Origin of the sequence: Bacteroides clarus, from assembly GCF_015555825.1 — a bacterium.
In the GTDB taxonomy this organism is placed as follows: domain Bacteria; phylum Bacteroidota; class Bacteroidia; order Bacteroidales; family Bacteroidaceae; genus Bacteroides; species Bacteroides clarus.
In genome coordinates, this window is sequence record NZ_JADNLF010000003.1 from 1 (window position 1) to 24,051 (window position 24,051).

The 24,051-nt window shown below is 44.3% G+C and carries 19 protein-coding genes; 18 read left to right on the plus strand and 1 reads right to left on the minus strand.

From position 1 onward, the window contains the following. The first annotated feature begins 778 nt into the window (after window positions 1–778). From I2F54_RS04065 to I2F54_RS04090, 6 genes are all read left to right on the plus strand, one after another. Window positions 779–2,899 carry a PL29 family lyase N-terminal domain-containing protein gene (locus tag I2F54_RS04065; RefSeq protein ID WP_195500580.1) on the plus strand — a complete coding sequence of 707 codons (2,121 nt, stop codon included), beginning with the start codon at window positions 779–781 and terminating at the stop codon, window positions 2,897–2,899. 524 nt (window positions 2,900–3,423) lie between these two features. Next, on the plus strand, window positions 3,424–4,917 hold the full coding sequence (gene proS / locus I2F54_RS04070) for a proline--tRNA ligase (protein ID WP_009120873.1): 1,494 nt from the start codon (window positions 3,424–3,426) through the stop codon (window positions 4,915–4,917). Window positions 4,918–5,172: 255 nt separating this feature from the next. Then, window positions 5,173–5,355: a type II toxin-antitoxin system HicB family antitoxin gene (locus I2F54_RS04075; RefSeq protein WP_087426478.1), complete on the plus strand. Its 183-nt coding sequence runs from the start codon at window positions 5,173–5,175 to the stop codon at window positions 5,353–5,355. A gap of 134 nt (window positions 5,356–5,489) precedes the next feature. Further along, complete coding sequence (locus tag I2F54_RS04080; protein WP_195500581.1) at window positions 5,490–6,629, plus strand: glycosyltransferase family protein; 1,140 nt, start codon at window positions 5,490–5,492, stop codon at window positions 6,627–6,629. 47 nt (window positions 6,630–6,676) lie between these two features. Further along, complete coding sequence (locus I2F54_RS04085) at window positions 6,677–8,725, plus strand: RNA degradosome polyphosphate kinase (RefSeq protein ID WP_195500582.1); 2,049 nt, start codon at window positions 6,677–6,679, stop codon at window positions 8,723–8,725. A gap of 21 nt (window positions 8,726–8,746) precedes the next feature. Beyond that, the gene (locus I2F54_RS04090) at window positions 8,747–9,655 is read left to right on the plus strand and encodes a Ppx/GppA phosphatase family protein (protein WP_087426384.1); all 909 of its coding nucleotides are present in this window, start codon (window positions 8,747–8,749) and stop codon (window positions 9,653–9,655) included. Between the two features lie 134 nt (window positions 9,656–9,789). Here the strand turns inward: I2F54_RS04090 and I2F54_RS04095 are convergent, their stop codons facing one another. After that, window positions 9,790–14,202 carry a translocation/assembly module TamB domain-containing protein gene (locus tag I2F54_RS04095; RefSeq protein ID WP_195500696.1) on the minus strand — a complete coding sequence of 1,471 codons (4,413 nt, stop codon included), beginning with the start codon at window positions 14,200–14,202 and terminating at the stop codon, window positions 9,790–9,792. Window positions 14,203–14,405: 203 nt separating this feature from the next. Here I2F54_RS04095 and tsaD point away from each other — a divergent pair, with 203 nt between their 5' ends. From tsaD to I2F54_RS04155, 12 genes are all read left to right on the plus strand, one after another. After that, complete coding sequence (gene tsaD, locus I2F54_RS04100) at window positions 14,406–15,425, plus strand: tRNA (adenosine(37)-N6)-threonylcarbamoyltransferase complex transferase subunit TsaD (RefSeq protein WP_195500583.1); 1,020 nt, start codon at window positions 14,406–14,408, stop codon at window positions 15,423–15,425. 20 nt (window positions 15,426–15,445) lie between these two features. Then, window positions 15,446–15,913: a CinA family protein gene (locus I2F54_RS04105; protein WP_195500584.1), complete on the plus strand. Its 468-nt coding sequence runs from the start codon at window positions 15,446–15,448 to the stop codon at window positions 15,911–15,913. Window positions 15,914–16,034: 121 nt separating this feature from the next. Beyond that, window positions 16,035–16,295, plus strand: coding sequence for a 50S ribosomal protein L28 (gene rpmB / locus I2F54_RS04110; RefSeq protein WP_004291052.1), 261 nt, complete (start codon window positions 16,035–16,037; stop codon window positions 16,293–16,295). A 21-nt stretch (window positions 16,296–16,316) separates the two neighbouring features. Then, complete coding sequence (gene rpmG, locus I2F54_RS04115; RefSeq protein ID WP_002560155.1) at window positions 16,317–16,505, plus strand: 50S ribosomal protein L33; 189 nt, start codon at window positions 16,317–16,319, stop codon at window positions 16,503–16,505. A gap of 14 nt (window positions 16,506–16,519) precedes the next feature. Further along, entirely contained in the window at window positions 16,520–16,678 is a 159-nt protein-coding gene (locus I2F54_RS04120; protein ID WP_005654275.1) for a DUF4295 domain-containing protein, read from the plus strand. Window positions 16,679–16,838: 160 nt separating this feature from the next. Further along, window positions 16,839–17,798 carry a signal recognition particle-docking protein FtsY gene (gene ftsY, locus I2F54_RS04125; protein WP_009120879.1) on the plus strand — a complete coding sequence of 320 codons (960 nt, stop codon included), beginning with the start codon at window positions 16,839–16,841 and terminating at the stop codon, window positions 17,796–17,798. After that, window positions 17,795–19,093: a 30S ribosomal protein S12 methylthiotransferase RimO gene (gene rimO / locus I2F54_RS04130; RefSeq protein ID WP_195500585.1), complete on the plus strand. Its 1,299-nt coding sequence runs from the start codon at window positions 17,795–17,797 to the stop codon at window positions 19,091–19,093. The genes ftsY and rimO overlap by 4 nt, the downstream gene beginning before the upstream one ends. A gap of 80 nt (window positions 19,094–19,173) precedes the next feature. Next, window positions 19,174–19,446: an HU family DNA-binding protein gene (locus tag I2F54_RS04135; protein WP_022219080.1), complete on the plus strand. Its 273-nt coding sequence runs from the start codon at window positions 19,174–19,176 to the stop codon at window positions 19,444–19,446. Between the two features lie 25 nt (window positions 19,447–19,471). Further along, on the plus strand, window positions 19,472–20,710 hold the full coding sequence (locus I2F54_RS04140; protein ID WP_195500586.1) for an HU family DNA-binding protein: 1,239 nt from the start codon (window positions 19,472–19,474) through the stop codon (window positions 20,708–20,710). A 191-nt stretch (window positions 20,711–20,901) separates the two neighbouring features. After that, window positions 20,902–21,897 carry an AAA family ATPase gene (locus I2F54_RS04145; protein WP_009120883.1) on the plus strand — a complete coding sequence of 332 codons (996 nt, stop codon included), beginning with the start codon at window positions 20,902–20,904 and terminating at the stop codon, window positions 21,895–21,897. A gap of 178 nt (window positions 21,898–22,075) precedes the next feature. After that, entirely contained in the window at window positions 22,076–22,945 is an 870-nt protein-coding gene (locus tag I2F54_RS04150; RefSeq protein WP_022219081.1) for a DUF58 domain-containing protein, read from the plus strand. A gap of 7 nt (window positions 22,946–22,952) precedes the next feature. Further along, window positions 22,953–24,026 carry an ETRAMP family protein gene (locus tag I2F54_RS04155; protein WP_195500587.1) on the plus strand — a complete coding sequence of 358 codons (1,074 nt, stop codon included), beginning with the start codon at window positions 22,953–22,955 and terminating at the stop codon, window positions 24,024–24,026. The last annotated feature ends 25 nt before the right edge of the window (window positions 24,027–24,051 follow it).

The following is a 24,051-nucleotide window of genomic DNA, read 5'->3' on the forward strand; positions in this document are numbered from 1 at the left end:
GTTGCCGGTTCGTTAGACAATTGTCTAACGAACCGGCAACGGCTGTTGAACGAATTAGCATTCGGCATTAAAGATATTAATAAATCCGATAGGAATACATAAACCCTGCGAATACGGGTATAATTTCCAGCGACAGAAACTACCAGAAAGCAATAGGATTTAAAGAAAAACTACTTGATGGAGAATGTCGTCGTAGTATAGGAAATAGGTATTTTAATCGTTCAAAGAGATAGAAATAAATTCATAAGACTCTAAACATCGGTATCTATCTATTTTAATAAAGAATAGTTCTTGTTAATCAAACGTAAAATAGTAACTTTGCAACAATTTCAGATACTTAATGGGTTAAGGCTGAAAAGGACATAGTTAACAAAGAGCGTTTGATATATTATCCTACTGTGAAATCTGGACAATTTCATTCTTCAAGGATAATAAGCAAGAACGCTCACGTCAATGTTATATACCTATCTCGAAAAGATAGTCTATATATCGTTTGGCGTGGGCTATTGTTTATTACTTGAAGAAAGGCAGTCCAGAGCCTCGCAGTGGTAATATTCAATAGTTCCCACGTCTCTTTTTTGTATAATAGCCAGTAGGGAACACTGACTACAATATATATCTGCAAGAAACAGACAGTGCTTATTTTTTAGTATAGCCAATTAAAACTGTGTACAGTTATCATTATATACCTCACATTGTACACATCACTACTGACTAACCACTTTCTATTGGAAATGTGGAAAACAACTTATATTAATTGTTAAAACATTCATTATTTATGCAGAAGAAAAACATACTTTCATTTATGATTATGGCAGCTATAATGACTATATTCTATAGCTGTAAGACTAATACCGATGATTTATGGGAAAACATTTATCAATTAGATAACAGAATAACCTCATTGGAAAAACTTTGTAAACAGATGAATGGAGATATCAGCTCTTTGCAGAGGCTGGTACAAGCATTACAAGACAACGTCTGTGTTACTAAAGTTATACCTGTCAAAGAAGGCGATAAGATTATAGGATATACAATTTCCTTTACAAAAGGTGACCCTATTACTATTTATCATGGAGAAAAAGGGGAACAAGGTGATAAAGGGGAACAGGGAGATAAAGGAGATAATGGTGCTGTTCCTATTATTGGTGTAAAACAATATACTGATGGGGTATACTATTGGACATTAAATGGAGATTGGTTAAAGGATGACTTTGATAATATGATTAAAGCAGTGGGAGTGGATGGAGCAGATGGAAGTAATGGCGTTGATGGTGAAGATGGAGGAGATGGAGAAAATGGTATCACACCATTACTTGAAATAAGAAATGGTCGCTGGTACTTATCCACTGATAATGGAAAAACATGGTCTGATATAGGCCAAGCTACTGGCAATGACGGAAAAGACGGTGCTGATGGCACCGATGGTAAAGACGGCGTAAACGGTAAAGATGGCGATAGTGTGTTTCAAGAAATAGATTATAAGTCAAGTAATGACTATGTTATTTTTACATTAGCGAATGGAACAATATTGAAAATACCAACTTGGTATGCTTTTGATAAATTACAACAACTTTGTGAACAGATGAACTCTAATATTTCGTCTTTACAATCGATTATTGAAGTATTGCAACAGAAAGATGCAATAACTAATGTTGAAACAATCAACGAAGAAGGTAAAGAAATAGGATACAAACTTTATTTTGAAAAACATGAACCGGTTATCATTTATCATGGTAAAGATGGACAGGATGGAATCAGTGGCAGTAATGGTGAAGATGGTAAGGACGGTGTCAACGGCACTGACGGTAAAGACGGTGAAACTCCCATTATTGGAGTAAAACAGGATATAGATGAAATATACTATTGGACGCTAAATGGTGACTGGCTAAAAGATAAAAATGGTCATAAAATAAAAGCACAAGGAACTGATGGAAGTAATGGTAATAATGGAACTGATGGTATCAATGGAACTAATGGTAAAGATGGCATTACTCCACAATTAAAGATAGAAGATGGATACTGGTATATATCTTACAACAACGGTGTAGACTGGACAATATTAGGTAAGGCAACTGGGGAGAACGGAACTAATGGAGATAATTTCTTTCAGAATGTTACTGATGATGATGACTATGTTTATTTGATAATGAAAGATGGAAATACTATTACCATACCTAAATATACATCTTTTTCCATCACTTTCCACCAACTTCAAGATTATAAGGTGGCTCCTGGACATAAAATAGAAATCAACTTTTCCATTGAGGGAGGAGATAATGATGTTAAGGTTAGCATAATCGGAGGATATCAATACAGTATTGAATACAATACAGGTGAAAATAGGCAAATAATAGGAGGTAAAATCATATTAACAGCTTCACTTGATGTTAAAACAGAACAAATTATGCTTTTTGCGAAATCCACTAACCACAGCCTTTGGGAATCATTTACGATAACTACAGATTATGAATTCTCCCAAATAGGAGATCTCTATTTCCAAACGGGAATACCGGTGGGTTTCATTTGTAAAGCCAAAAGTGAAGGACAATCAGGAATGCTTATCTCGTGCATTCAATCAGGAACAGTATATATGTTGGATGGTTATGAGAATCCTGAGAAATGGTTGGAGAAATGTCGTGAACTTGATAGTAATTGGTATATTCCATCGTCCAAAGAATTAGTTGAATGTGCGCAAGCAATAGTAGATTATGGATTAGACGAATTTAACCAAACAATGTCGGAATATGGGTATGAAACGCTGAGTGGCAGTTTATGGTCTTCTACAGTAGAAAATAGTAGTAATTCATATGCCATATTTATTAATGACAGTCAAGTAGAAACTAAGTCTATTTCAAGAGGCAATGGCCTCAAAGCGCGTGCCATCAGAAAATTTTAATTGTTGGTTTAAGTAATATATTGGATAACTTATCTTGTTTTAACAGGTTACTAACGATAGTACAGCTGTTGTCAGCCGTAAGAATAGTAACAGCTCTCCAATAAGCTGAGGAGCACGAGTTTAAACCTCGCTTGCACTCTAAAAAATCAGATAGAAACCTTTCGGATTCTATCTGATTTTCTTCTAAGAGAACTCTTTTTTTGAACCTGTTGTTATTGAGTGTATACTGCTCCTAATCCAGTGCCAATACAATAGAGGCGTTAGTTAATACAACAAGCCATACGATGTTAACTTCGTAATGATACGATATTAACTTCTTAGGATGTAATAAGTTAACATCCTTTCCGCATGATTATTAACTTACTGTAACCGATCGGTCATGACGGGGTGTTACGGGGAAAAAGCCTGCATTTATAAACTCTGCAAAAAATAGTGATTACACAATAAACACTTTTCGCACAGAAATTTGTACTTTTGCACTCCGTTTAATGAATCCGAATAGAAAACTTTAAAAACAAAATAGAATGGCAGTAGAATTGAAAGACCTGACCAAACGTAGCGAGAATTATTCTCAGTGGTACAACGAGTTGGTGGTAAAGGCCGATTTGGCAGAGCAGTCGGCTGTGCGCGGATGTATGGTAATCAAGCCTTACGGATACGCAATTTGGGAGAAGATGCAGCGTCAGCTGGACGATATGTTCAAGGAAACAGGACACGTAAACGCTTATTTCCCCTTACTTATCCCGAAATCATTCCTCAGCCGCGAAGCGGAACACGTGGAAGGCTTTGCCAAAGAGTGTGCCGTAGTAACGCACTATCGTCTGAAGAACGACCCGAATGGCGGCGGCGTAGTGGTAGACCCCGCTGCAAAGCTGGAAGAGGAGCTCATCATCCGTCCCACTTCGGAAACTATCATTTGGAACACCTATAAGAACTGGATTAATTCGTACCGCGACCTGCCTATCCTGTGCAACCAGTGGGCAAACGTATTCCGTTGGGAAATGCGTACCCGTCTGTTCCTTCGTACTGCCGAGTTCTTGTGGCAGGAAGGCCACACGGCGCACGCCACTCGCGAAGAAGCCGAGGAAGAAGCGGTACGTATGCTGAACGTCTACGGTGAGTTTGCCGAGAAATACATGGCAGTGCCCGTCGTTAAGGGTGTGAAATCTGCCAACGAACGTTTTGCAGGCGCTCTCAATACCTATACTATCGAGGCGATGATGCAGGACGGTAAGGCCTTGCAGAGCGGTACTTCCCACTTCCTGGGACAGAATTTCGCCAAAGCTTTCGATGTACAGTTCGTCAACAAAGAGAATAAGCTGGAATATGTATGGGCTACTTCTTGGGGCGTATCTACCCGTTTGATGGGTGCGCTTATCATGACACATTCCGATGATAACGGTCTGGTGCTTCCGCCGCACCTGGCCCCGATACAGGTAGTTATCGTGCCTATCTATAAGAATGCCGAAATGCTTGCCAAGATTGACGAGAAGATTGCCGGTATCGTAGCCAAACTGAAATCAATGGGTATCTCCGTGAAGTACGACAATGCCGACAACAAGCGTCCGGGCTTCAAGTTTGCCGATTACGAGGTGAAGGGTGTACCTGTTCGTCTGGTTATGGGCGGTCGTGACCTGGAGAACAATACAATGGAAGTGATGCGCCGTGATACATTGGAAAAAGAAACCCGTTCTTGCGACGGTATCGAAGAATACGTAAAAGACCTGCTCGAAGAAATTCAGGCAAATATCTATAAGAAAGCGTTGGATTATCGCAACAGCCGCATTACTGTGGTAGACAGCTACGATGAGTTCAAGGAAAAGATTGAAGAAGGCGGCTTTATCCTGGCTCACTGGGACGGTACAACCGAGACCGAAGAGAAGATAAAGGAAGAAACCAAAGCTACCATCCGCTGTATTCCGTTTGAATCTTTCGTACCGGGCGATAAGGAGCCGGGCAAATGTATGGTTACCGGTAAGCCGTCTGCCTGCCGCGTGATATTCGCACGTTCTTATTAATCGGATATTTTCATCCTGCGGAACGGATTTTTCCGTCCCGCGGTACCAATCAACTCATCCCGTGAGACGAATCCGTTCATCTCACGGGATGATTTTTTTTATCCCGTGAGGAAAATAGATATACGTCGTAAGATAACTTTCTTTCTCCCCGGGATAACTTTTTATCCTTGTGAGATAAAATTGTAACCTTCCCCACATACATCTGAAACAGCTTTCGGACATCTTTGTATCATCAAAAAGAAAAGAGATATGAACATGAAACCGAATGGAAACGATTACACCGTAGAGGCGGCTGCCGGCGGTGGCTTTTATGCCTATTTTATGAATAATCCTTTGTGCAGCGCCTATGGCGACACGCCGGATGAAGCTTGTGAGAATCTGGAACAACTTGTAGACGAATTCGTCAGCGATATGTATATGGTTGAGGAATTCGTATAAATGCACTATACAGAGATATTTCATCCTTTTTACGTATAACAATTCCATAAATTCTCTTGAAGTCATGCCTGTGCGACGCCGGCGTGGCTTTTACCGAAAACGTGTAAAGTAAACAACATACAAACTGTACAAAGATGAAAGTTCTTTTTATTGTTCAAGGAGAGGGTCGGGGGCATCTCACCCAAGCCATTGCCATGGAAAGGCTTCTGCGCCGCAACGGACATGAAGTAGCGGAAGTGCTGGTGGGTAAAAGCAATTCCCGTCATCTGCCCGGGTTCTTCAATCGCAGTATTCAGGCTCCGGTAAAGCGCTTTCTCAGTCCGAATTTTCTGCCGACACCTGCCAATAAGCGGGTGAGCCTGTCGCGCAGTGTGGCGTACAACCTTGTCAAAGTACCGGCCTATCTGCAAAGTATGCGCTACATTCATCGGCGCATCAAGGAAACCGGCGCGGAACTGGTCATTAACTTTTATGAACTGCTGGCCGGACTTACTTATCTGGCGTTTCGTCCGTCCGTGCCTCAAATCAGTATCGGTCACCAGTACCTCTTTCTGCATCGCGATTTCGAATTTCCCGCCAAGAGCCGGTGCGGTTTGTGGCTTCTGCGTTTCTTCACCCGGCTCACCTGCATAGGAGCATCCCAAAAGCTTGCGCTCTCCTTTCGTGAAATGGAAGACGATGAACGTGCCCGTATTCGTGTCGTACCGCCGCTGCTTCGCCGTGAAGTGCTTTCCTGCGAGAGCGTAGAGGGTGATTATCTGCACGGATATATGGTGAATGCTGGTTTCGGCGAAAACATAAAGGCGTGGCATAGGGAACATCCGGAAGTGCCGCTTCATTTCTTTTGGGACAAGCAGGATGAAGCGGAAGTGTGTAAGGTAGATGGTACGCTGAGCTTTCATCAGATTGACGATATGAAGTTTCTTCACTATATGGCGGGGTGCAGGGCGTATGCCACAACCGCAGGGTTTGAATCGGTTTGCGAAGCGATGTATCTGGGTAAGCCTTTACTGATGGTTCCCGCACATATCGAGCAGGATTGTAACGCATACGATGCCGCCCGTACAGGAGCGGGCGTTGTTTCTGACGAATTCGATTTGCGGCGGTTGCTGAACTTCTCCGAGAATTATAAGCCGGACGCGCATTTCCGCTATTGGGTGCAAAGCTGCGACCGACGGATAATGCACCATATAGAGGCGGCTATGTGCTTGTCATACTATCCCTCTCCGGTTTTTCCTTATTCATATTGTAATATGTCCGACATGGTATTGTAATACTTATTGCATACTTTTGCCCGCAAATCATTGATAAATATATACAGATGATTAATAAGAAGACACTATCAGAAGCGTATGTAGACCGCGATTTGAGTTGGATGTACTTCAACCGGCGCATCCTACAGGAAGCTGCTAAGCCGCAGGTACCCTTACTGGAGAGGTTGAGCTTTCTCGGTATTTATTCCAATAATCTGGATGAGTTTTTCCGTGTCCGCATGGCTACGCTCGGTCGCATTGCCGAGTGCGAGGATAAAAGCCTGCGTTCGGAGCGCGAGCATGCCCGCCAGCTTATCAAGCAAATCAACAAACTGAATAACAAGTATGCCAAAGAATATGAGCACGCCATCCATGAGGTAACCCGGCTGTTGCGTGAGGAAAACATCTTCCTGCTGAAAGAGGATGAGCTGGATGAAGGACAGCAACTGTTCGTGCGTCAGTTCTACCGCCAAAAGTTGAGCGGTTTTGTCAGTCCCGTATGGCTTTCGGCAGTCAGGCAGCTGACGGATGAAACGGATGAGAACATCTATTTGGCTGTCAAGATGCAGGCCGAAGGTAGGAAAAGTTTTGATTATGCACTGATTGCGCTTCCCGTAGCCGAGTGCGGGCGTTTTGTGCGTTTGCCGGATAAGGAAAGCGGGAGCTATCTGATGTATTTGGACGATGTAATCCGCTACTGCCTGCCGATGATATTCTCCGGGCTGAACTATGTCTTTTTCAAGGCGTATGCGTTCAAGTTTACAAAGGATGCGGAAATGGAGATAGACAATGACTTGCGCAACGGCATGCTGCAAAAAATATCCAAAGGAGTGAAAAGCCGCAAGAAAGGTGATGCCCTGCGGGTGATTTACGATGCCGACATGCCGAAAGACTTGTTGAAGCGTGTAATGAACAAGCTGAATTTGGACAAGTTGGATACGGTGTTGGGTGGCGGACGTTATCACAACCACAAGGATTTGATGTCGTTTCCGGATTGCGGCCGCAAGGATTTGAAATATCCCGCATGGGAGCCTGTCGTAAAACCGGAACTGGACGGCAACGAGAGTCTGCTGAAGCTGATACAGAAAGGCGACCGCTTTATCCATGTACCGTATCACAGCTTTGATTATTATATCCGAGTGTTGCAGGAAGCGGCGGTCAGCAAAGAAGTGAAAAGCATCAAGACAACGCTCTATCGTCTTGCTAAAGATTCGAAGGTGGTGAAAGCCCTTATCTGTGCCGCCCGCAACGGGAAAAAGGTAACGGTGGTTATCGAACTCTTGGCGCGCTTTGACGAAGCTTCCAACATCGGTTGGTCTAAGAAGATGCAGGATGCGGGCATCCATGTAATTTTCGGAGTGGAAGGTCTGAAAGTACATTCCAAGATTACCCATATCGGCATGAAAACAGGAAATGATATAGCCTGCATCAGTACGGGAAACTTCCATGAGGGGAATGCACGTATGTACACCGACTATATGCTGATGACTGCCGCGCGCAATGTGGTGCACGATGTCAATTCCGTATTTATATTCATCGAGAAGCCCTATTCACCTGTGCGTTTCAAAGAACTGCTGGTTTCGCCCAATGAGATGAAGCAGAAGTTTGTAAAGCTGATAAACGATGAAATCAAGAACAAGCAGGCAGGCAAACCGGCTTATATCCTTGTCAAGATAAACCATATCACGGATACGGCTATGGTAAAGAAACTCTATGAGGCTTCCGCCAACGGTGTGCCTGTCAAACTGCTGGTACGTGGCAATTGTTCTCTGATGGCGGGTATTTCCGGTGTGAGTGATACGATATGTATCAACGGCATTATAGACCGCTATCTGGAGCATTCTCGTATCTTCATCTTTGCTGCGGGTGGAGAGGATAAAACCTTTATCGGTTCTGCCGACTGGATGCCGCGCAATCTGGACAATAGGGTGGAAGTAGTGACTCCCGTGTACGATCCGCTGATTAAAGCCGACTTGCGTAAAGTCATCGAATTCGGGCTTCGTGATAATTGTCAGGGAAGCATTGTCGACGGAAGCGGAGAGAATCGTCCTTGGACTACAGAAAACGATGTGCCGTTCCGTTCGCAAGAGGAACTTTATAAAAGTTATAAGGAATAAAAAGCATTATAAGTAAAAAGAATGAATGGAAAATGTTATGCCGCTATCGACATCGGCTCTAATGCTGTGCGGCTACTTATTAAAAAGGTTAAAGAGGATGAAAATCTGGTGAACAAGCGTCTTTCCAAAGCGATGCTCCTTCGCGTTCCGTTGCGATTGGGCTTTGATGTTTTCGCTTTGGGAGAGGTTTCCGATGTGAAAGCCGTGAAACTGCGCCGCTTGATGAAAGCTTTCCGCCAGTTGATGAAAATATACGAGGTGACGGATTATCGTGCGTGCGCCACGTCTGCCATGCGCGACGCGAAGAATGGAAAATCCATCATAAAGAAGATACTGAAAGATACGGGCATCAATATTGAAGTGATTGACGGGCAGGAAGAAGCACGGATGATATACAATAATCATATAGAATGTCTGGAAGACCGCATGGGAAATTACATCTATGTGGATGTGGGCGGCGGAAGTACAGAAATCAATTTGCTGACAAACGGTGAACTGGTGCAATCGCTTTCTTATAATATAGGTACGGTGCGCATGTTGAGCAATGCCGTTAAGGCAGAAAGCTGGCAACAAATGAAGGATGATTTGCAACGTCTTACGGCTGACTTTCAGGGAATCAATATCATCGGTTCGGGGGGAAACATCAATAAACTGTATCGTCTTGCCGATAAAAAGGATAAGAAGAAACTGCGCCTGCCCGTTCAGTCTTTACAGGTTTTGTATGACGAATTGCAACCGCTTACTCCCGAACAGCGTATGGAAGCTTTCAGTCTCAAGGCCGACCGTGCAGATGTTATCGTGCCTGCCGCAGAGATTTTCCTCACGATTGCAGAGGTTGTGAAAGCGGAATATATACATGTGCCTGTCATCGGCTTGGCAGACGGTATCATCGATAGTTTGTACACTAAAAATCTGTTGCAGCAGGGGTAATAATCCTTGTTACTTTACGATAGTAGTCTCACTGGCCGACGAGGCTACTATCGTTTACTTGCATGACTACTCTCGCAAACCGACAAGGCTACTTTCGCAGGCTGTCTATATTGTTTTCATCATCATTTCCTTTTCTATTGTTTCTGCTGCTGGCGTAACCTTTTTAATTTCCACTTGTTCCAGAAGAGCAGCTCATTCCATTTATTGAAGTCTTTCTTGAAGACGATACCTATGCCCTGAGTGGTGAGGTTGGTCTTGGTGTAGTAGCGGTCGTTGGTTTCGTTATACGCTTTCAGGCGTATGTCACCGGAACGGTTTACGAGCCATTCGGCCTGAAAGTCACCTACGAAGTTCGTGTTTGCCATCGGGTTGTCGCGATAGCCGAAGTTACCGTTGATAAGCAGGCGGTTGTTTAGCAGTTGCCCGGAGAGCATTGTCTCGAATTCCATGTCGGTCCAGCCTTTTTCTCCGGTACTGAAGTTCGTGCCGAAGTTCCAGTTGTTGCTGTCTATAATCTGTGAAAGCGCATTGTTCAACTGTCCGGACAGGGTGGAAGACAGTACGCTCGACATCATGTTGGAGTTGCCGGTGGCATCCACATTCTCCGGGGTATAGAACTTGCCGATACCCAGCAGGTAGAGTATCTGCATATTCATCTGCTCGTCCGTAGGGATATAGTTACGCACCAATGCCTGCACTTCATCGCGCTCGTTGGGCAGTTCCAGGCTCATTTTGATGTCCGGCGAGGTGAGTTGCCCGGTCAGAGCCATAAGGCAGTTTACCTTGATGTTGGTTTGATTGACGTAGTTGCCGGCGTCGGGTACAAGGTCGTTCAGCGAAGCGGAGTTCACGAGGTAACCGGCCTGGATGTCGAGGGTGGCATCGAGCGGCGGTCCGTTGAAGGTGATGGTACTTCCGTCTTTGATGATGAAGTCCTTACGGATTACTTCCTGCAAACTGAATTTATACACTCCCTGACTGATGCGATAACTGCCGAACATCTTCACATCTCCCTTATTGTAGAATTCGGTACGGATGTTCCCCGTACCTTTTCCGCTGATGTAGTCGCCTGCAATGGGGTCCATGATAATTTTCATGGTAGCGTCCGGTGTGGCGTCTATCAAGAGATTCAGACGGATATCGGTATCGCTTTCCTTTTCCCGGACTTCTTTTTGGGCTTGCTCGAACTCGGATATAAGTACGATGGAATCTTGGAGTACGCGGCGGGGCGTCTTGTCTACGAAGCGTATAAACTGGTTGCTGACTGCCGAGGCGACACCCTCTTTCATATAGGTGAAGTTGGTGTTGCGGTTGGTGGTCATTGCCACGTCGATGTTTACTCCCTCGGCTGCATTACCGGCAATGGTGGCGTTACCCGTACCATATACCGTGCCGTAGAAAGGAAAATCGGGAGACTCTTTGGTGTTCATTACCAGCATATTGTTGACATCGAATTGGAAACGGTATTCCAGGTTCTTGAAATGTCGGTAATGCAGGTAGCCGTTGGCTCTTCCCTGATGTCCTTGCGTGTCGAAGATGCGGTTGTTGCGGAAAGTAAGCCCGCCCGGTTCGATAAGTATGCTGTCTTTCAGCGAGAAAGTGGTGTTGAGCACATCTACCTTTAGGGAAGCGTCGCCAAACACACGCCCTTCCATTGTCAGCGCTTTGAATTTGCCGTAGAAATGTACGTGGCCGCTGGCGCGTCCGTTGAATTCGGGCGTGATGCTTTGCATATAGTGGTGGATGAACTTCAGGTTGGTACTGTCGGCCTCGATTTGCAAATCGAGCGAGCTGGTGGGCTTTATGGGGTAAATGTAGCCGTACACATGGCTCTTGGCGATGTCTTTCTCGCGTATGCGGGCATCCAGATAGATGCCTTTTACGTCGTGATGCCATTCTCCGTGTATGTTGGCATCGCCTAAAAGTCCTTCGTTCAAGCCGAGGTTGCGGATGAACAGGTCGGTGCTCATTACGGGGGTTTTAAGTACGCCGCTGGCGTATGCAGGGCCGGTGGCTTCACCTTTGAAGTTGACGCCCAGGTCGGCTATGTCGAATACATAGCCTATGTTTATCTCTTTCAGGTTCAGGCGTACGGTGTCCTGCGGCTGTTCGGATACGGTTCCGTTGATACGTAAATGACGCTCTTTATGACTGAAATAGAAATTGTTGACATGTATCTTGCCCGAGTCCACAACGATTTGTGACGGGTGTATCTTCCAGATAGTGTCGTTGAGGATTACGTTCGTCTCCTGCACATTGACAATCGTCTTCAGGGCGGGAATGTCTTTCTTGCCTTTGCGGGCGGGCTTATGCTGTTTATCGTTATCCGTTTCTTGCGATGACTGGCGGATGAATTGCGTTACGGCTGCCAATTTGCCGCTGTATGTTACGGCGCTGCTGTTTCCCCAGTTGAAGATGGCTTGTATCTGGTCGTCTTTGGCCTTGGCTTCCAAAGCGACATTCACCGCGCCGGTTGCTTTCCGGTTGGTAAAGCGGACTTTTGCCTGGAACTGTTCGCCCGGATTTTCGCAGAGAATCACTCCCGATTCAAAGAACTTTTCTCCGTAGCTCAGTCGCGGGAAGTAACCTTCTACGCGCAGGCGTTGCGCTTTGTCGTTGAAGTAGCCTTTCAGCGTGGAGTGGGTATATACTTTCAGCGGTATCTGGAATACGGTGGACAGTATCTCCGTATTGTAAACGTGCAGGTCGAAATAGAAGTTGTTTTCGGTTTCCCGGGGTTTCTTGTCCGGCAATATCAAGGCGGGGATGTAACGCCGCATGATGTTGAGTACGCTGGTAGGCAGGGTCTGATAGGAGTAGTCCCCTTCGATAGTGCCTCGCAGGAAGTTGGAATTGATAGTCAGCCGTTTCTGACGCTCGTCATTCTGAGTGGCGGCAATCCGCAGGTTGTCCATGAAGAAGCTCTGGTCGGGAGCGGTGTATTGCAGGCTGTCAATGTTGATTTCACCGTTCATGTCGTTAATGGAACTTCCGGTGAAGTCGGCTTTTATCTTTACGGATATTTCCGTGTCCTTGTATTTGGGAGTAAGATGAAGGGTGTTCGGACGGAAATGGTCGACATCGGCGCGGAAGTTGAATGTCGGGATTTTGCCGGCTGTGTTGATGGAGCCGTTCAGTTGTATGGCGCCGTTCTCGTCGTCGAATGACACGTTTCCGTTGAAGCCGCCTTGTTTGTATTCACCGTCCAAAGTGATGTTTTCGTAGGTGTAGTCGCTGTAATCTATGGACGCAACAAGCCCTTTCATCGTAACGGACGGGTATCTCTTGGCGTAATGGCTGCCTTTGACATCCATGTTGAAAGTTACTTTCCCGAATTTGTCGTTAGCCAACAGTTTGCCCAGCTCGAATTCCGCGGTCTTTACCGCGCCGGAATAGGAGAAATATCCCTTTTCCTTATCAGAACTGAACTTGACGTCTGTCTTTACAGTACCTATGTCCGTACGCACTTCACCATAGGTAACCAAATCCGTGAAGTACCCGGATATTTCTCCCCGGAAGGATATCGTACCCAAATGCTGTAAGGCCGGCGGAACTCCCTTATAGTCTTTGCTCAGGTTGCGGACGAAGAATGCGATGCCGTCCGGATCGGCGTATAAATTGGACAGATTGCCGAATATATAAGCGTCTTGAGGATGTGAGAGGTCTTGCAGGGACACATCGCCTTTCAGCAGGAAATGGTTGTCGGCGGAGATTAGCAGCTTTGGGCAATTAAGCTGGTTGACCGTTCCGTCGGCTTCCGTTTCCAGTCGTAGTTTTTCTTTGAAAGGTTTGAAGGCGGGTACAAAAGCCGATAAGTCCTGCAACACGACTTCCGAAGGCAGCATACGGAATGAGAAGCGGACGTCATCGGCGAAATTGCCGAGAGAACCCAGACTGTCATACTCCATACGGATAGTATCCATTGACAGGGAAGTGTTGGGTAAATCAATGGCAAAGTTCTCTATCCGCATGTTTTGGTTGTTGGCTACTATCTTAAGGCTCAGCTTCTTCAATTCAAAGCCGGAGTGTTCCTCTTCAACACTCATCCGCTTGATGGCGGCATTGATAGAGTCGCTTTGAAGCGCTTTCAGTGAGATGTTGGCAAGGATATTGGACAGACGGATGTGCTGCGGATTAAACTTTCCCGGAGTTTTTCCGGCAGAGAGGACATCATAGGATATTCTTCCGCGACGTATCAGCAGTGAGTTGATGCGAAGGTCCAGATTGCTCTTTTTCTTAACGGTGTCTTTGGAAGCGAAAGCGTCGAGTATAAACTGGAAATTGGTTTCAGCCTGTGGCGTAGGTCTTTCCAGATTGGCATTGAAGCTGAATAGTTGCACGTTTCCGATGGATATTTTTCCGTTGAACAAGGGGAGTATCTCGAACTTGGCCGACAGACGGCCTATTTTCAGCAAATCTTTCCCCGATTGGTCGTTCAGTATTAAGTCATCAATGATGATTCGGTTCAGCAGGCCTATGTTTATCTGCCCTACAGTAAGCCGGCTGCCCAGTACGGAACTCAGTTCCTGGGCTACGAGTACGGACATCCGGTGCTGGACATAAGGAATGTTCAGCAATAAAATTATCCCGATATAGAGTCCCAATACTATACCGATTACCCAGCGTACTGTCGTTTTCAGCGTTCTGATAGGCGATTAATTTTTTGTTCAGCCAACAAAAATATGAAATAATACGTTATGGATACTACTTTTATCACTACTTTTGCAGCGTTTAAACGTAAATAAACACTATGAGTACAATAATCTTAGGAATAGAATCTTCATGCGATGACACTTCTGCAGCAGTCATCAAGGACGGCTACCTGCTATCGAATGTCGTGGCCAGCCAGGCAGTTCATGAGGCTTATGGCGGGGTAGTGCCCGAATTGGCTTCACGTGCGCATCAACAGAATATAGTGCCGGTGGTGCACGAGGCGTTGAAGCGTGCCGGAGTTACCAAAAAGGAACTGAGCGCTGTGGCGTTTACGCGCGGTCCGGGATTGATGGGTTCTTTGTTGGTAGGCGTGTCGTTTGCCAAAGGGTTCGCCCGTTCTTTGGGTATTCCCATGGTGGATGTTAATCATCTGACAGGACATGTGTTAGCTCATTTCATTAAAGCGGAAGGTGAAGATAATGTGCAGCCTGAGTTTCCTTTCCTTTGCTTGCTGGTCTCCGGTGGAAATTCCCAGATTATTTTGGTGAAAGCTTACAATGACATGGAAATCTTGGGACAGACAATCGATGATGCCGCAGGTGAAGCCATTGATAAATGTTCCAAGGTAATGGGGCTGGGTTACCCCGGCGGACCGATTATCGACAAGCTTGCGCGCCAGGGCAATCCTAAAGCGTTTACTTTCAGCAAACCTCATATTCCGGGGCTGGATTACAGCTTCAGCGGACTGAAAACCTCATTCCTGTATTCGTTGCGGGACTGGATGAAAGATGATCCCGATTTCATCGAACATCACAAGACGGACCTGGCCGCTTCGCTGGAAGCTACTGTCGTCGATATATTAATGGATAAATTGCGTAAAGCCACAAAGCAATACAACATAAAGGAAGTGACCGTTGCAGGCGGTGTATCGGCCAATAACGGCTTGCGTAACTCTTTCCGCGAGCATGCCGAAAAGTATGGTTGGAATATATTCATTCCCAAATTCAGCTATACAACGGATAATGCCGCAATGATTGCCATTACCGGATATTTTAAGTATTTGGATAAGGATTTCTGCCCGATAGAGGCTCCGGCTTATTCACGTGTCACTTTGTAAGGTTCTATATATAATAAGGTATGAAACCGGAAGAGGAGATAGGAGAATTGTTGAAAGCGAAGAATTTGTCCCTTTCCACCGCTGAAAGTTGTACCGGCGGCGGAATAGCAGCCTTGATAACTTCGGTTCCGGGGAGCTCGGAGTTTTTTAATGGCGGCATTGTGGCGTATTCTAATGAAATAAAGAAGGATTTGCTTCATGTTTCCGCCGAAACTCTGGCTAAATACGGCGCGGTGAGCCGGGAAACCGTTATCGAAATGGTGAAAGGTGCGATGAAAACGCTGAAAACGGATTGTGCGGTTGCCACCTCTGGTATTGCAGGTCCCGGTGGCGGTACACCGGAAAAACCGGTAGGTACGGTGTGGATAGCCGCTGCATATAAAAATGACATCGTAACCATGAAGCAGGAAGGAGACCGCGGAAGAGCGGGAAATGTACAGTCGGCTATTCAAAATGCCCTGTCGATGCTCTGTGACAAGCTAAAATGAGGAAAAAATGTTCTCGCACAATGAATTATTTTAGGAAAAACTTGTTTTGTAACGATAAAAGTGCTTACTTTGCGCTCTGTTTGAAATAAGTATAGATAAAAACTATAAAATAAAGATAGAAATGTCGAAGATTTGTCAAATTACCGGAAAGAAAGCCATGATTGGCAACAATGTTTCACACTCAAAGAGAAGAACAAAAAGAACCTTTGATTTGAACTTGTTTAACAAGAAGTTCTATTATGTAGAACAGGACTGCTGGATCAGTCTGAGCATTTGCGCTAACGGCCTGCGCATTATTAATAAAAAAGGTTTGGATGCTGCTTTGAAGGATGCAGTAGCTAAAGGTTATTGTGATTGGAAAAGCATTAAAGTAATTGGCTAAAAGTAGAGGAGAATACTGATTATGGCAAAGAAAGCAAAAGGTAACAGAGTACAGGTGATTCTGGAATGCACGGAACACAAGGATAGCGGTATGCCGGGAACTTCTCGTTATATTACGACGAAGAACAGAAAGAATACTACCGAGAGATTGGAATTGAAGAAATACAATCCGATTCTGAAGAGAGTAACAGTACACAAAGAAATCAAATAATAATAGTATAACCCATGGCAAAGAAAACAGTAGCAAGTTTGCACGATGGTTCTAAAGAAGGTCGTGCTTATACGAAAGTTATCAAGATGGTTAAGTCTCCGAAGACCGGCGCTTACATCTTCGATGAGCAAATGGTTCCTAACGAAAAAGTACAAGACTTTTTCAAAAAATAAGATAAATGCAGTTGCTGTGAAGCACTGATTACTTATAAAGCTCCTCTCACCGAATCTATCGGTGGGGGGATTTTTTTTGTTATTAAATCGCTTCAACTTTTATTATTTGTTAGTTTTGTTATATCTTTGTAGCATAATGTATTGTACAAAAAGGTAGACTATGGGATTTTTTAGTTTTTTCTCAAAAGAAAAGAAGGAAACGTTAGATAAAGGATTATCTAAAACAAAGGAAAGTGTATTCGGCAAGATAGCTCGTGCTGTGGCTGGAAAGTCGAAAGTGGATGATGAAGTGCTGGATAATCTGGAAGAGGTGTTGATTACTTCGGATGTGGGTGTGGAAACTACGTTGAAGATAATTGAACGTATCGAGAAGCGTGCCGCAGATGAAAAATATATGAACGCGCAGGAACTGAATATGATTTTGCGCGATGAAATCGCTGCTTTGTTGACTGAGAATAACTCGGACGATGTAGATGATTTTGAAACTCCGATTACGAAGAAACCTTATGTTATTATGGTGGTCGGAGTGAATGGCGTAGGAAAGACTACAACCATCGGTAAATTGGCTTATCAATTTAAGAAAGCCGGTAAATCTGTTTATTTGGGTGCGGCCGATACTTTCCGTGCGGCAGCCGTAGAACAGTTGGTAATATGGGGCGAGCGTGTAGGCGTTCCTGTTATAAAGCAAAAAATGGGTGCCGACCCTGCTTCCGTGGCATTTGATACTTTAAGCTCTGCGGTAGCCAATAATGCTGATGTGGTGATTATTGATACGGCCGGACGTCTGCATAACAAAGTAGGCTTGATGAATGAGCTGACTAAGATTAAGAATGTAATGAAAAAAGTCGTACCTGATGCTCCCAATGAGGTATTGCTTGTTTTGGACGGTTCCACCGGACAAAATGCATTCGAGCAGGCCAAGCAGTTTACTTTGGCTACGGAAGTTACGGCAATGGCTGTAACCAAGTTGGATGGAACGGCTAAAGGCGGTGTTGTGATAGGTATTTCCGATCAGTTCAAAATTCCGGTAAAATATATCGGTCTGGGAGAAGGCATGGAAGATTTGCAGGTGTTCCGTAAAAAAGAGTTTGTCGATTCGTTGTTTGGGGGAAATGCATGAAACGGAAAACCATTGATATTATAACATTAGGTTGTTCTAAAAATTTGGTGGATTCGGAGCATTTGATGCGTCAATTGGAAGAAGCGGGTTTTCATGTGACGCATGATGCCGAACGTCCGAAAGGACAGATTGCGGTAATTAATACTTGCGGTTTCATCGGTGATGCAAAGGAAGAGTCCATTAATATGATTCTTGAATTTGCGCAGGCCAAGGAAGAAGGGAGTTTGGAGAAACTCTATGTCATGGGCTGCCTGTCGGAACGTTATCTGAAAGAACTGGCCATTGAAATTCCTCAGGTTGACAAGTTTTACGGCAAGTTCAACTGGAAAGAACTGTTGCAGGATTTGGGCAAGGCATATCATGATGAACTGCACATAGAGCGTACATTGACCACTCCCCGGCATTATGCATATCTGAAAATATCGGAAGGATGCGATCGCAAATGTTCGTATTGCGCTATTCCTATTATTACGGGGCGGCATATATCGCGTCCGGTGGAAGAAATTCTGGATGAGGTGAAATATCTCGTAGCTCGTGGAGTGAAAGAGTTTCAGGTTATTGCGCAAGAGTTGACCTACTATGGCGTAGATTTGTATAAAAAGCAGATGTTGCCCGAATTAATCGAAAGAATCTCCGAAATACCGGGTGTGGAATGGATACGTCTGCACTATGCCTATCCGGTTCACTTTCCTATGGATTTATTCCGGGTAATGCGCGAACGTCCTAATGTCTGCAAATATATGGATATCGCTTTGCAGCATATCAGTGATAATATGCTGGATAAAATGCGCCGCCATGTAACTAAGGAAGAAACTTATCGGCTGATAGAAAAATTCCGTGAAGAAGTTCCCGGTATTCATTTGCGTACTACCCTGATGGTAGGGCATCCCGGAGAAACGGAAGCGGACTTTGAGGAATTGAAAGAATTTGTCCGCAAGGTGCGTTTCGATAGAATGGGTGCGTTTGCGTATTCCGAAGAAGAGGGAACGTATGCTGCGGCCCATTATGAAGATGTCATTCCCCAAGAAGTGAAACAAGCTCGTTTGGATGAGTTGATGTCTATTCAGCAAGGTATTTCAGCAGAACTGAGCGCGGCAAAAGTAGGTAAACGGATGGATGTGATAATCGACCGTCTGGAAGGTGATTATTATATCGGACGCACAGAATTTGACTCTCCCGAGGTGGATCCGGAAGTATTGATTGAGTGCGGAAACAAGGTTTTGGAGATTGGTAACTTTTACCGGGTGGAGATAATAAACTCCGATGATTTCGACCTTTTTGGCCGAGTTCTTTAAAGATTTTTTCTGAACTTCTTGTATATATGGGGAAGATTTGCTAATATAGCACCGTAGTTCACAATTTTAAAGCTTGGATTTTGAATAACAAAGAATTTACTTCTGAATTGTCACGACGATTGGGGTATACTTTAAAGGATACCTCGGAATTGGTTACATCTTTGTTGTCGGATATGACGCGGCAGTTGGAGGACGGGAATACGATTTCCGTACAAGGCTTTGGAACATTCGAAGTTAAAAAGAAAGCGGAACGTATATCTGTCAATCCTACAACGAAGCAACGTATGTTGGTTCCGCCGAAACTGGTGTTAACCTATAAGCCCAGTACGTTGTTAAAAGATAAGTTTAAGTAGTCTTTCTTTTAAAATCTCCCATATTATGAATGAAAAACTAAACATACAGGACTTGATTGACTTGCTGGCTGAAAAGCATGGCATGAGCAAGAAGAATGCTGATAGTTTTGTGAAGGAATTTTTCCAGTTGATAGAAGAAGCGCTGGAAAAAGACAAATATGTGAAGATAAAGGGATTGGGGGCTTTTAAGCTGATTGATGTGGAAAGCCGTGAAAGTGTCAATGTCAATACCGGAGAACGTTTTGAGATACAAGGACATACTAAAGTTTCGTTTACTCCGGAACCTGCTCTGAAAGATATTATCAATAAGCCGTTTTCGCATTTTGAAACGGTTGTGCTCAATGACGGCACTGTTTTGGAAGATACCCCTATAGATAGCGGCAATGAGGATGAGGAAGAAGCAGAGCAAAAGACAGAAGGGGGAATGTCGGGAGAAGCTGAAGGTTCTCAAGGTGTGAAAGACGCCGTAAACGTGCCCCCGGTAGAAGTTGTACGGGAAGCAATTGCGGATATTCCTGAAGCAATCGAAACTCCGAAAGAAACTGAAAGTTTGGTGGAAACGAGTTCTTCGGAAGAAGCGAAAAGTTGCTCGGAGGAAATTACTGTAAGTCCGGAAGAAAAAGCTGTGGAAACCCTTTCTGCCACTTCGGAAGAGGAGGTCGGTGTTGAAGAAGCGAAAGCTGCGAAGACTGATGGACCGACGGAATCTTCTACAATGAAATACTTTATCGGCATTGTTGTTCTTGTTGTACTGTTGTGCGCGGGAACTGTCGTCTATTTGTATTATCCGGATCTGTTTGATAAATTATCAACCAAACCACCGGTAGAAGAAATTGTTGATGCCGAAGTCGATAAACAGACGGATGATGCCGCTTTAACAGATAGTATTGCCGATAAAGATACTGTAATTGTTGTAAAAGTGGATACGGTTTCGATGAAGCCTGCGGTGGAACCCGTAACCAAAAAACCGGATGTATCGGCTGTTGTCAAAGAATCTGCCGCAGTTGCCGCACCTGTATCACAACCTAAAAAACAACCCGGAATCACGTATGTTCCCGATTCCACCAATTATACTATCGTGGGAACGGAAACTACGTATACAATTAAGCCTGGAGAGACATTGACCAGAGTTGCCCTTCGTTTTTACGGTACTAAGGCGCTTTATCCATATATAGTAAAGCATAATCCGGGTGTTATTAAAAAACCGGATAATGTACCTGCGGGTACCACTATAAAGATACCGAAATTAGCGAAGAAGCAGTAAAAATATTACTGCTTCTTTTTTTGTTAAATACTAAACTCTATGAAAGTAGTTTAATCTAAAGGTTTCACATAGTTTTTTAATAAAAATTAGTTGCTATGGTTAATTTATTCCCGTACTTTTGGAAGCAAAATATAATTACCGGCGTTCAGTCGGGGTAAAATGAAAATTAAACATTAAAAATACATTGATTTATGGCTGAAACAATTGATATCCGCGAATTGAACGAGCGGATTGAAAGACAAAGTGCTTTCGTTACCAATCTTACTACGGGCATGGACCAGGTTATTGTAGGACAAAAGCACCTGGTAGAGTCGTTGTTAATCGGTTTATTGTCTGACGGACATGTATTGCTGGAAGGTGTGCCCGGTTTGGCAAAAACATTAGCAATCAAGACACTGGCTTCATTAATCGATGCGCAATATAGCCGCATTCAGTTTACGCCGGACTTGTTGCCGGCGGACGTTATCGGTACAATGGTTTACAGTCAGAAAGACGAGACTTTCCAAGTAAAGAAAGGTCCTGTGTTTGCTAATTTTGTCTTGGCAGATGAAATTAACCGTGCTCCGGCTAAAGTGCAGAGTGCTTTGCTGGAAGCCATGCAGGAGCGTCAGGTCACCATAGGTAAGGAAACTTTCAAGCTGCCCGAACCTTTCTTGGTACTTGCAACCCAGAATCCTATTGAACAAGAAGGTACATATCCATTGCCGGAAGCCCAGGTAGACCGTTTCATGCTGAAAGTTGTGATCGACTATCCTAAATTGGAAGAAGAAAAACTGATTATACGCCAGAATATAAACGGGGATAAGCTGAGTGTGAAGCCTATCTTGAAAGCTGACGAGATTATTGAGGCGCGTAAAGTGGTGCGTCAGGTATATCTGGATGAAAAGATTGAGAAATACATTGTCGATATTGTATTCGCAACCCGTTATCCGGAGAAGTACGATTTGAAGGAACTGAAGGATATGATCGGATTCGGCGGCTCACCCCGTGCGTCCATAAACCTGGCACTGGCTGCCCGCAGTTATGCTTTCATCAAACGTCGCGGTTATGTTATTCCGGAAGATGTACGTGCTGTGGCACATGATGTACTGCGTCACCGTATCGGCTTGACTTATGAGGCTGAAGCAAGTAATATGACTTCGGACGAAATCGTCAGCAAGATATTGAATAAGGTTGAAGTGCCCTAACACGTGGCAAATGCATCCGAAACTCCGGGAATCAGCCGGCATAACCCCTGAGGTTTACACTCGTAATCCCCGGTTTTTTGCCAGCAAACCTTAGGCTTATAGGACGTAAACTTAAGGGTATTCCTGTCGGGAGCAAATGCTAAGGTCTTTTGTTAATGGGATTATTTTAAATAAATCAATGGAAACAACAGAACTCTTAAAAAAAGTCCGTCAAATTGAAATAAAGACACGCGGATTATCCAATAATATCTTTGCAGGTCAGTACCATTCGGCTTTCAAAGGTAGAGGTATGGCTTTCTCCGAAGTGCGTGAATATCAGTTTGGCGACGATATACGCGACATAGACTGGAATGTAACGGCCCGTTTTCATAAACCTTTTGTGAAGGTGTTTGAAGAAGAACGTGAACTGACTGTAATGTTGCTGGTAGATGTTTCCGGTAGTTTGGAATTCGGTACGGTGAAGCAGATGAAGAAAGATATGGTGACGGAAATTGCTGCTACGTTGGCTTTTTCTGCCATTCAGAACAACGATAAGATTGGCGTTATCTTCTTTTCAGACCGGATAGAAAAGTTCATTCCACCCAAGAAAGGGCGTAAACATATACTATACATCATTCGTGAGTTGCTCGATTTCCATCCGGAAAGTCGCCGAACCAATATCCGTCTCGGTTTGGAGTATCTAACGAATGTCATGAAGCGTCGTTGTACTGCTTTTGTTTTATCAGACTTTATCGACCAGGAGAGTTTTAAAAATGCCATGACTATCGCCAATCGTAAGCATGATGTCGTGGCTATCCAAGTATACGACCGTCGTGTGGAAGAATTGCCGGCCGTAGGTCTGATGAAAATAAAAGATGCGGAAACAGGACATGAGCAGTGGATTGACACTTCTTCGCGCGCTGTACGGCGTGCTCACCATGATTGGTGGGTAAACAAACAGGTGGAGCTGAACGATACGTTTACCAAAAGCAATGTAGACAATGTGTCGGTACGTACGGATCAGGACTATGTTAAGGCATTGATGAATTTATTTGCGAAAAGAAATTAATCGGAAAATGAAAAGATATTTATTTCTGATAACATTATTGGCAGCATTGACGGGTAGGACAGTAGCCCAGTCGGTGACGGTGGATGCTACAATTGATTCCTTGCAAATCCTTATTGGAGAGCAGGCTAAAATTAAGCTCCAAGTATCATTGGACACCGATAAGCGTGCTATTTTTCCCGTTTATACCGATACTTTGGTGCGTGGAGTGGAGATTATCGATATAGCCAAGCCGGATACGCAAATGCTGAATGACGGCAGGCGCTCGCTGATTACCCAGGAGTATACTGTTACTTCCTTTGACTCGGCACTCTACTATTTGCCGCCAATGGAAGTGCTTGTCGATAATAAGGCATACCGTTCCAAGGCTTTGGCGTTAAAGGTGTATTCAATGCCGGTGGATACATTGCATCCCGATCAGTTCTTCGGCCCGAAACCGGTAATGAAAGCGCCTTTTGCGTGGGAAGACTGGTATATGGCTATCGCTTGTGCCGTACTGTTCGCTCCGTTTCTGCTATTGCTTATCTACCTCGTGAAACGTATCCGTGATAACAAACCGATTATACGTAAGGTGAAAGTCGAGCCTAAATTACCGCCACATCAATTGGCAATGCAGGAGATAGAACGCATCAAGAGTGAGAAGGTATGGCAGAAGGGGCAGTCGAAGGAATATTATACGGAATTGACAGATGCTATTCGTACTTATATAAAAGATCGTTTCGGCTTCAATGCATTGGAGATGACTTCTTCCGAAATCATTGATAAGTTATTGGAAATGAATGATAAGGATGCGATATCCGATTTGCGTACTCTATTCCAGACCGCGGATTTAGTGAAGTTTGCCAAGCATAACCCGCTGATGAATGAGAATGACGCTAATTTGGTTAATGCGATTGACTTCATCAACGATACGAAGGAGAAAGAAGATGAAAATGCTAAACCGCAACCTACTGAGATTACTGTTATTGAAAAACGTTCTTTGCGTACCAAGATACTGCTTGGCGCAGGAATTGTTGCTTTAGCGGCGGCTCTTGTCGGTTCTCTGGTATGTATAGGTTTGGAGTTGTACAACTATTTTGCCTGATGCAAAAGTGGAAGTGCGCTTTAAT

What these genes read in the sequence shown, in the direction of transcription:
- I2F54_RS04065 (WP_195500580.1), top strand. Translation starts at nt 779, where the DNA reads ATGCAGAAGAAAAACATACTTTCATTTATGATTATGGCAGCTATAATG.
- proS (WP_009120873.1), top strand. Translation starts at nt 3,424, where the DNA reads ATGGCAGTAGAATTGAAAGACCTGACCAAACGTAGCGAGAATTATTCT.
- I2F54_RS04075 (WP_087426478.1), top strand. Translation starts at nt 5,173, where the DNA reads ATGAAACCGAATGGAAACGATTACACCGTAGAGGCGGCTGCCGGCGGT.
- I2F54_RS04080 (WP_195500581.1), top strand. Translation starts at nt 5,490, where the DNA reads ATGAAAGTTCTTTTTATTGTTCAAGGAGAGGGTCGGGGGCATCTCACC.
- I2F54_RS04085 (WP_195500582.1), top strand. Translation starts at nt 6,677, where the DNA reads ATGATTAATAAGAAGACACTATCAGAAGCGTATGTAGACCGCGATTTG.
- I2F54_RS04090 (WP_087426384.1), top strand. Translation starts at nt 8,747, where the DNA reads ATGAATGGAAAATGTTATGCCGCTATCGACATCGGCTCTAATGCTGTG.
- I2F54_RS04095 (WP_195500696.1), bottom strand. Translation starts at nt 14,202, where the DNA reads ATGTCCGTACTCGTAGCCCAGGAACTGAGTTCCGTACTGGGCAGCCGG.
- tsaD (WP_195500583.1), top strand. Translation starts at nt 14,406, where the DNA reads ATGAGTACAATAATCTTAGGAATAGAATCTTCATGCGATGACACTTCT.
- I2F54_RS04105 (WP_195500584.1), top strand. Translation starts at nt 15,446, where the DNA reads ATGAAACCGGAAGAGGAGATAGGAGAATTGTTGAAAGCGAAGAATTTG.
- rpmB (WP_004291052.1), top strand. Translation starts at nt 16,035, where the DNA reads ATGTCGAAGATTTGTCAAATTACCGGAAAGAAAGCCATGATTGGCAAC.
- rpmG (WP_002560155.1), top strand. Translation starts at nt 16,317, where the DNA reads ATGGCAAAGAAAGCAAAAGGTAACAGAGTACAGGTGATTCTGGAATGC.
- I2F54_RS04120 (WP_005654275.1), top strand. Translation starts at nt 16,520, where the DNA reads ATGGCAAAGAAAACAGTAGCAAGTTTGCACGATGGTTCTAAAGAAGGT.
- ftsY (WP_009120879.1), top strand. Translation starts at nt 16,839, where the DNA reads ATGGGATTTTTTAGTTTTTTCTCAAAAGAAAAGAAGGAAACGTTAGAT.
- rimO (WP_195500585.1), top strand. Translation starts at nt 17,795, where the DNA reads ATGAAACGGAAAACCATTGATATTATAACATTAGGTTGTTCTAAAAAT.
- I2F54_RS04140 (WP_195500586.1), top strand. Translation starts at nt 19,472, where the DNA reads ATGAATGAAAAACTAAACATACAGGACTTGATTGACTTGCTGGCTGAA.
- I2F54_RS04145 (WP_009120883.1), top strand. Translation starts at nt 20,902, where the DNA reads ATGGCTGAAACAATTGATATCCGCGAATTGAACGAGCGGATTGAAAGA.
- I2F54_RS04150 (WP_022219081.1), top strand. Translation starts at nt 22,076, where the DNA reads ATGGAAACAACAGAACTCTTAAAAAAAGTCCGTCAAATTGAAATAAAG.
- I2F54_RS04155 (WP_195500587.1), top strand. Translation starts at nt 22,953, where the DNA reads ATGAAAAGATATTTATTTCTGATAACATTATTGGCAGCATTGACGGGT.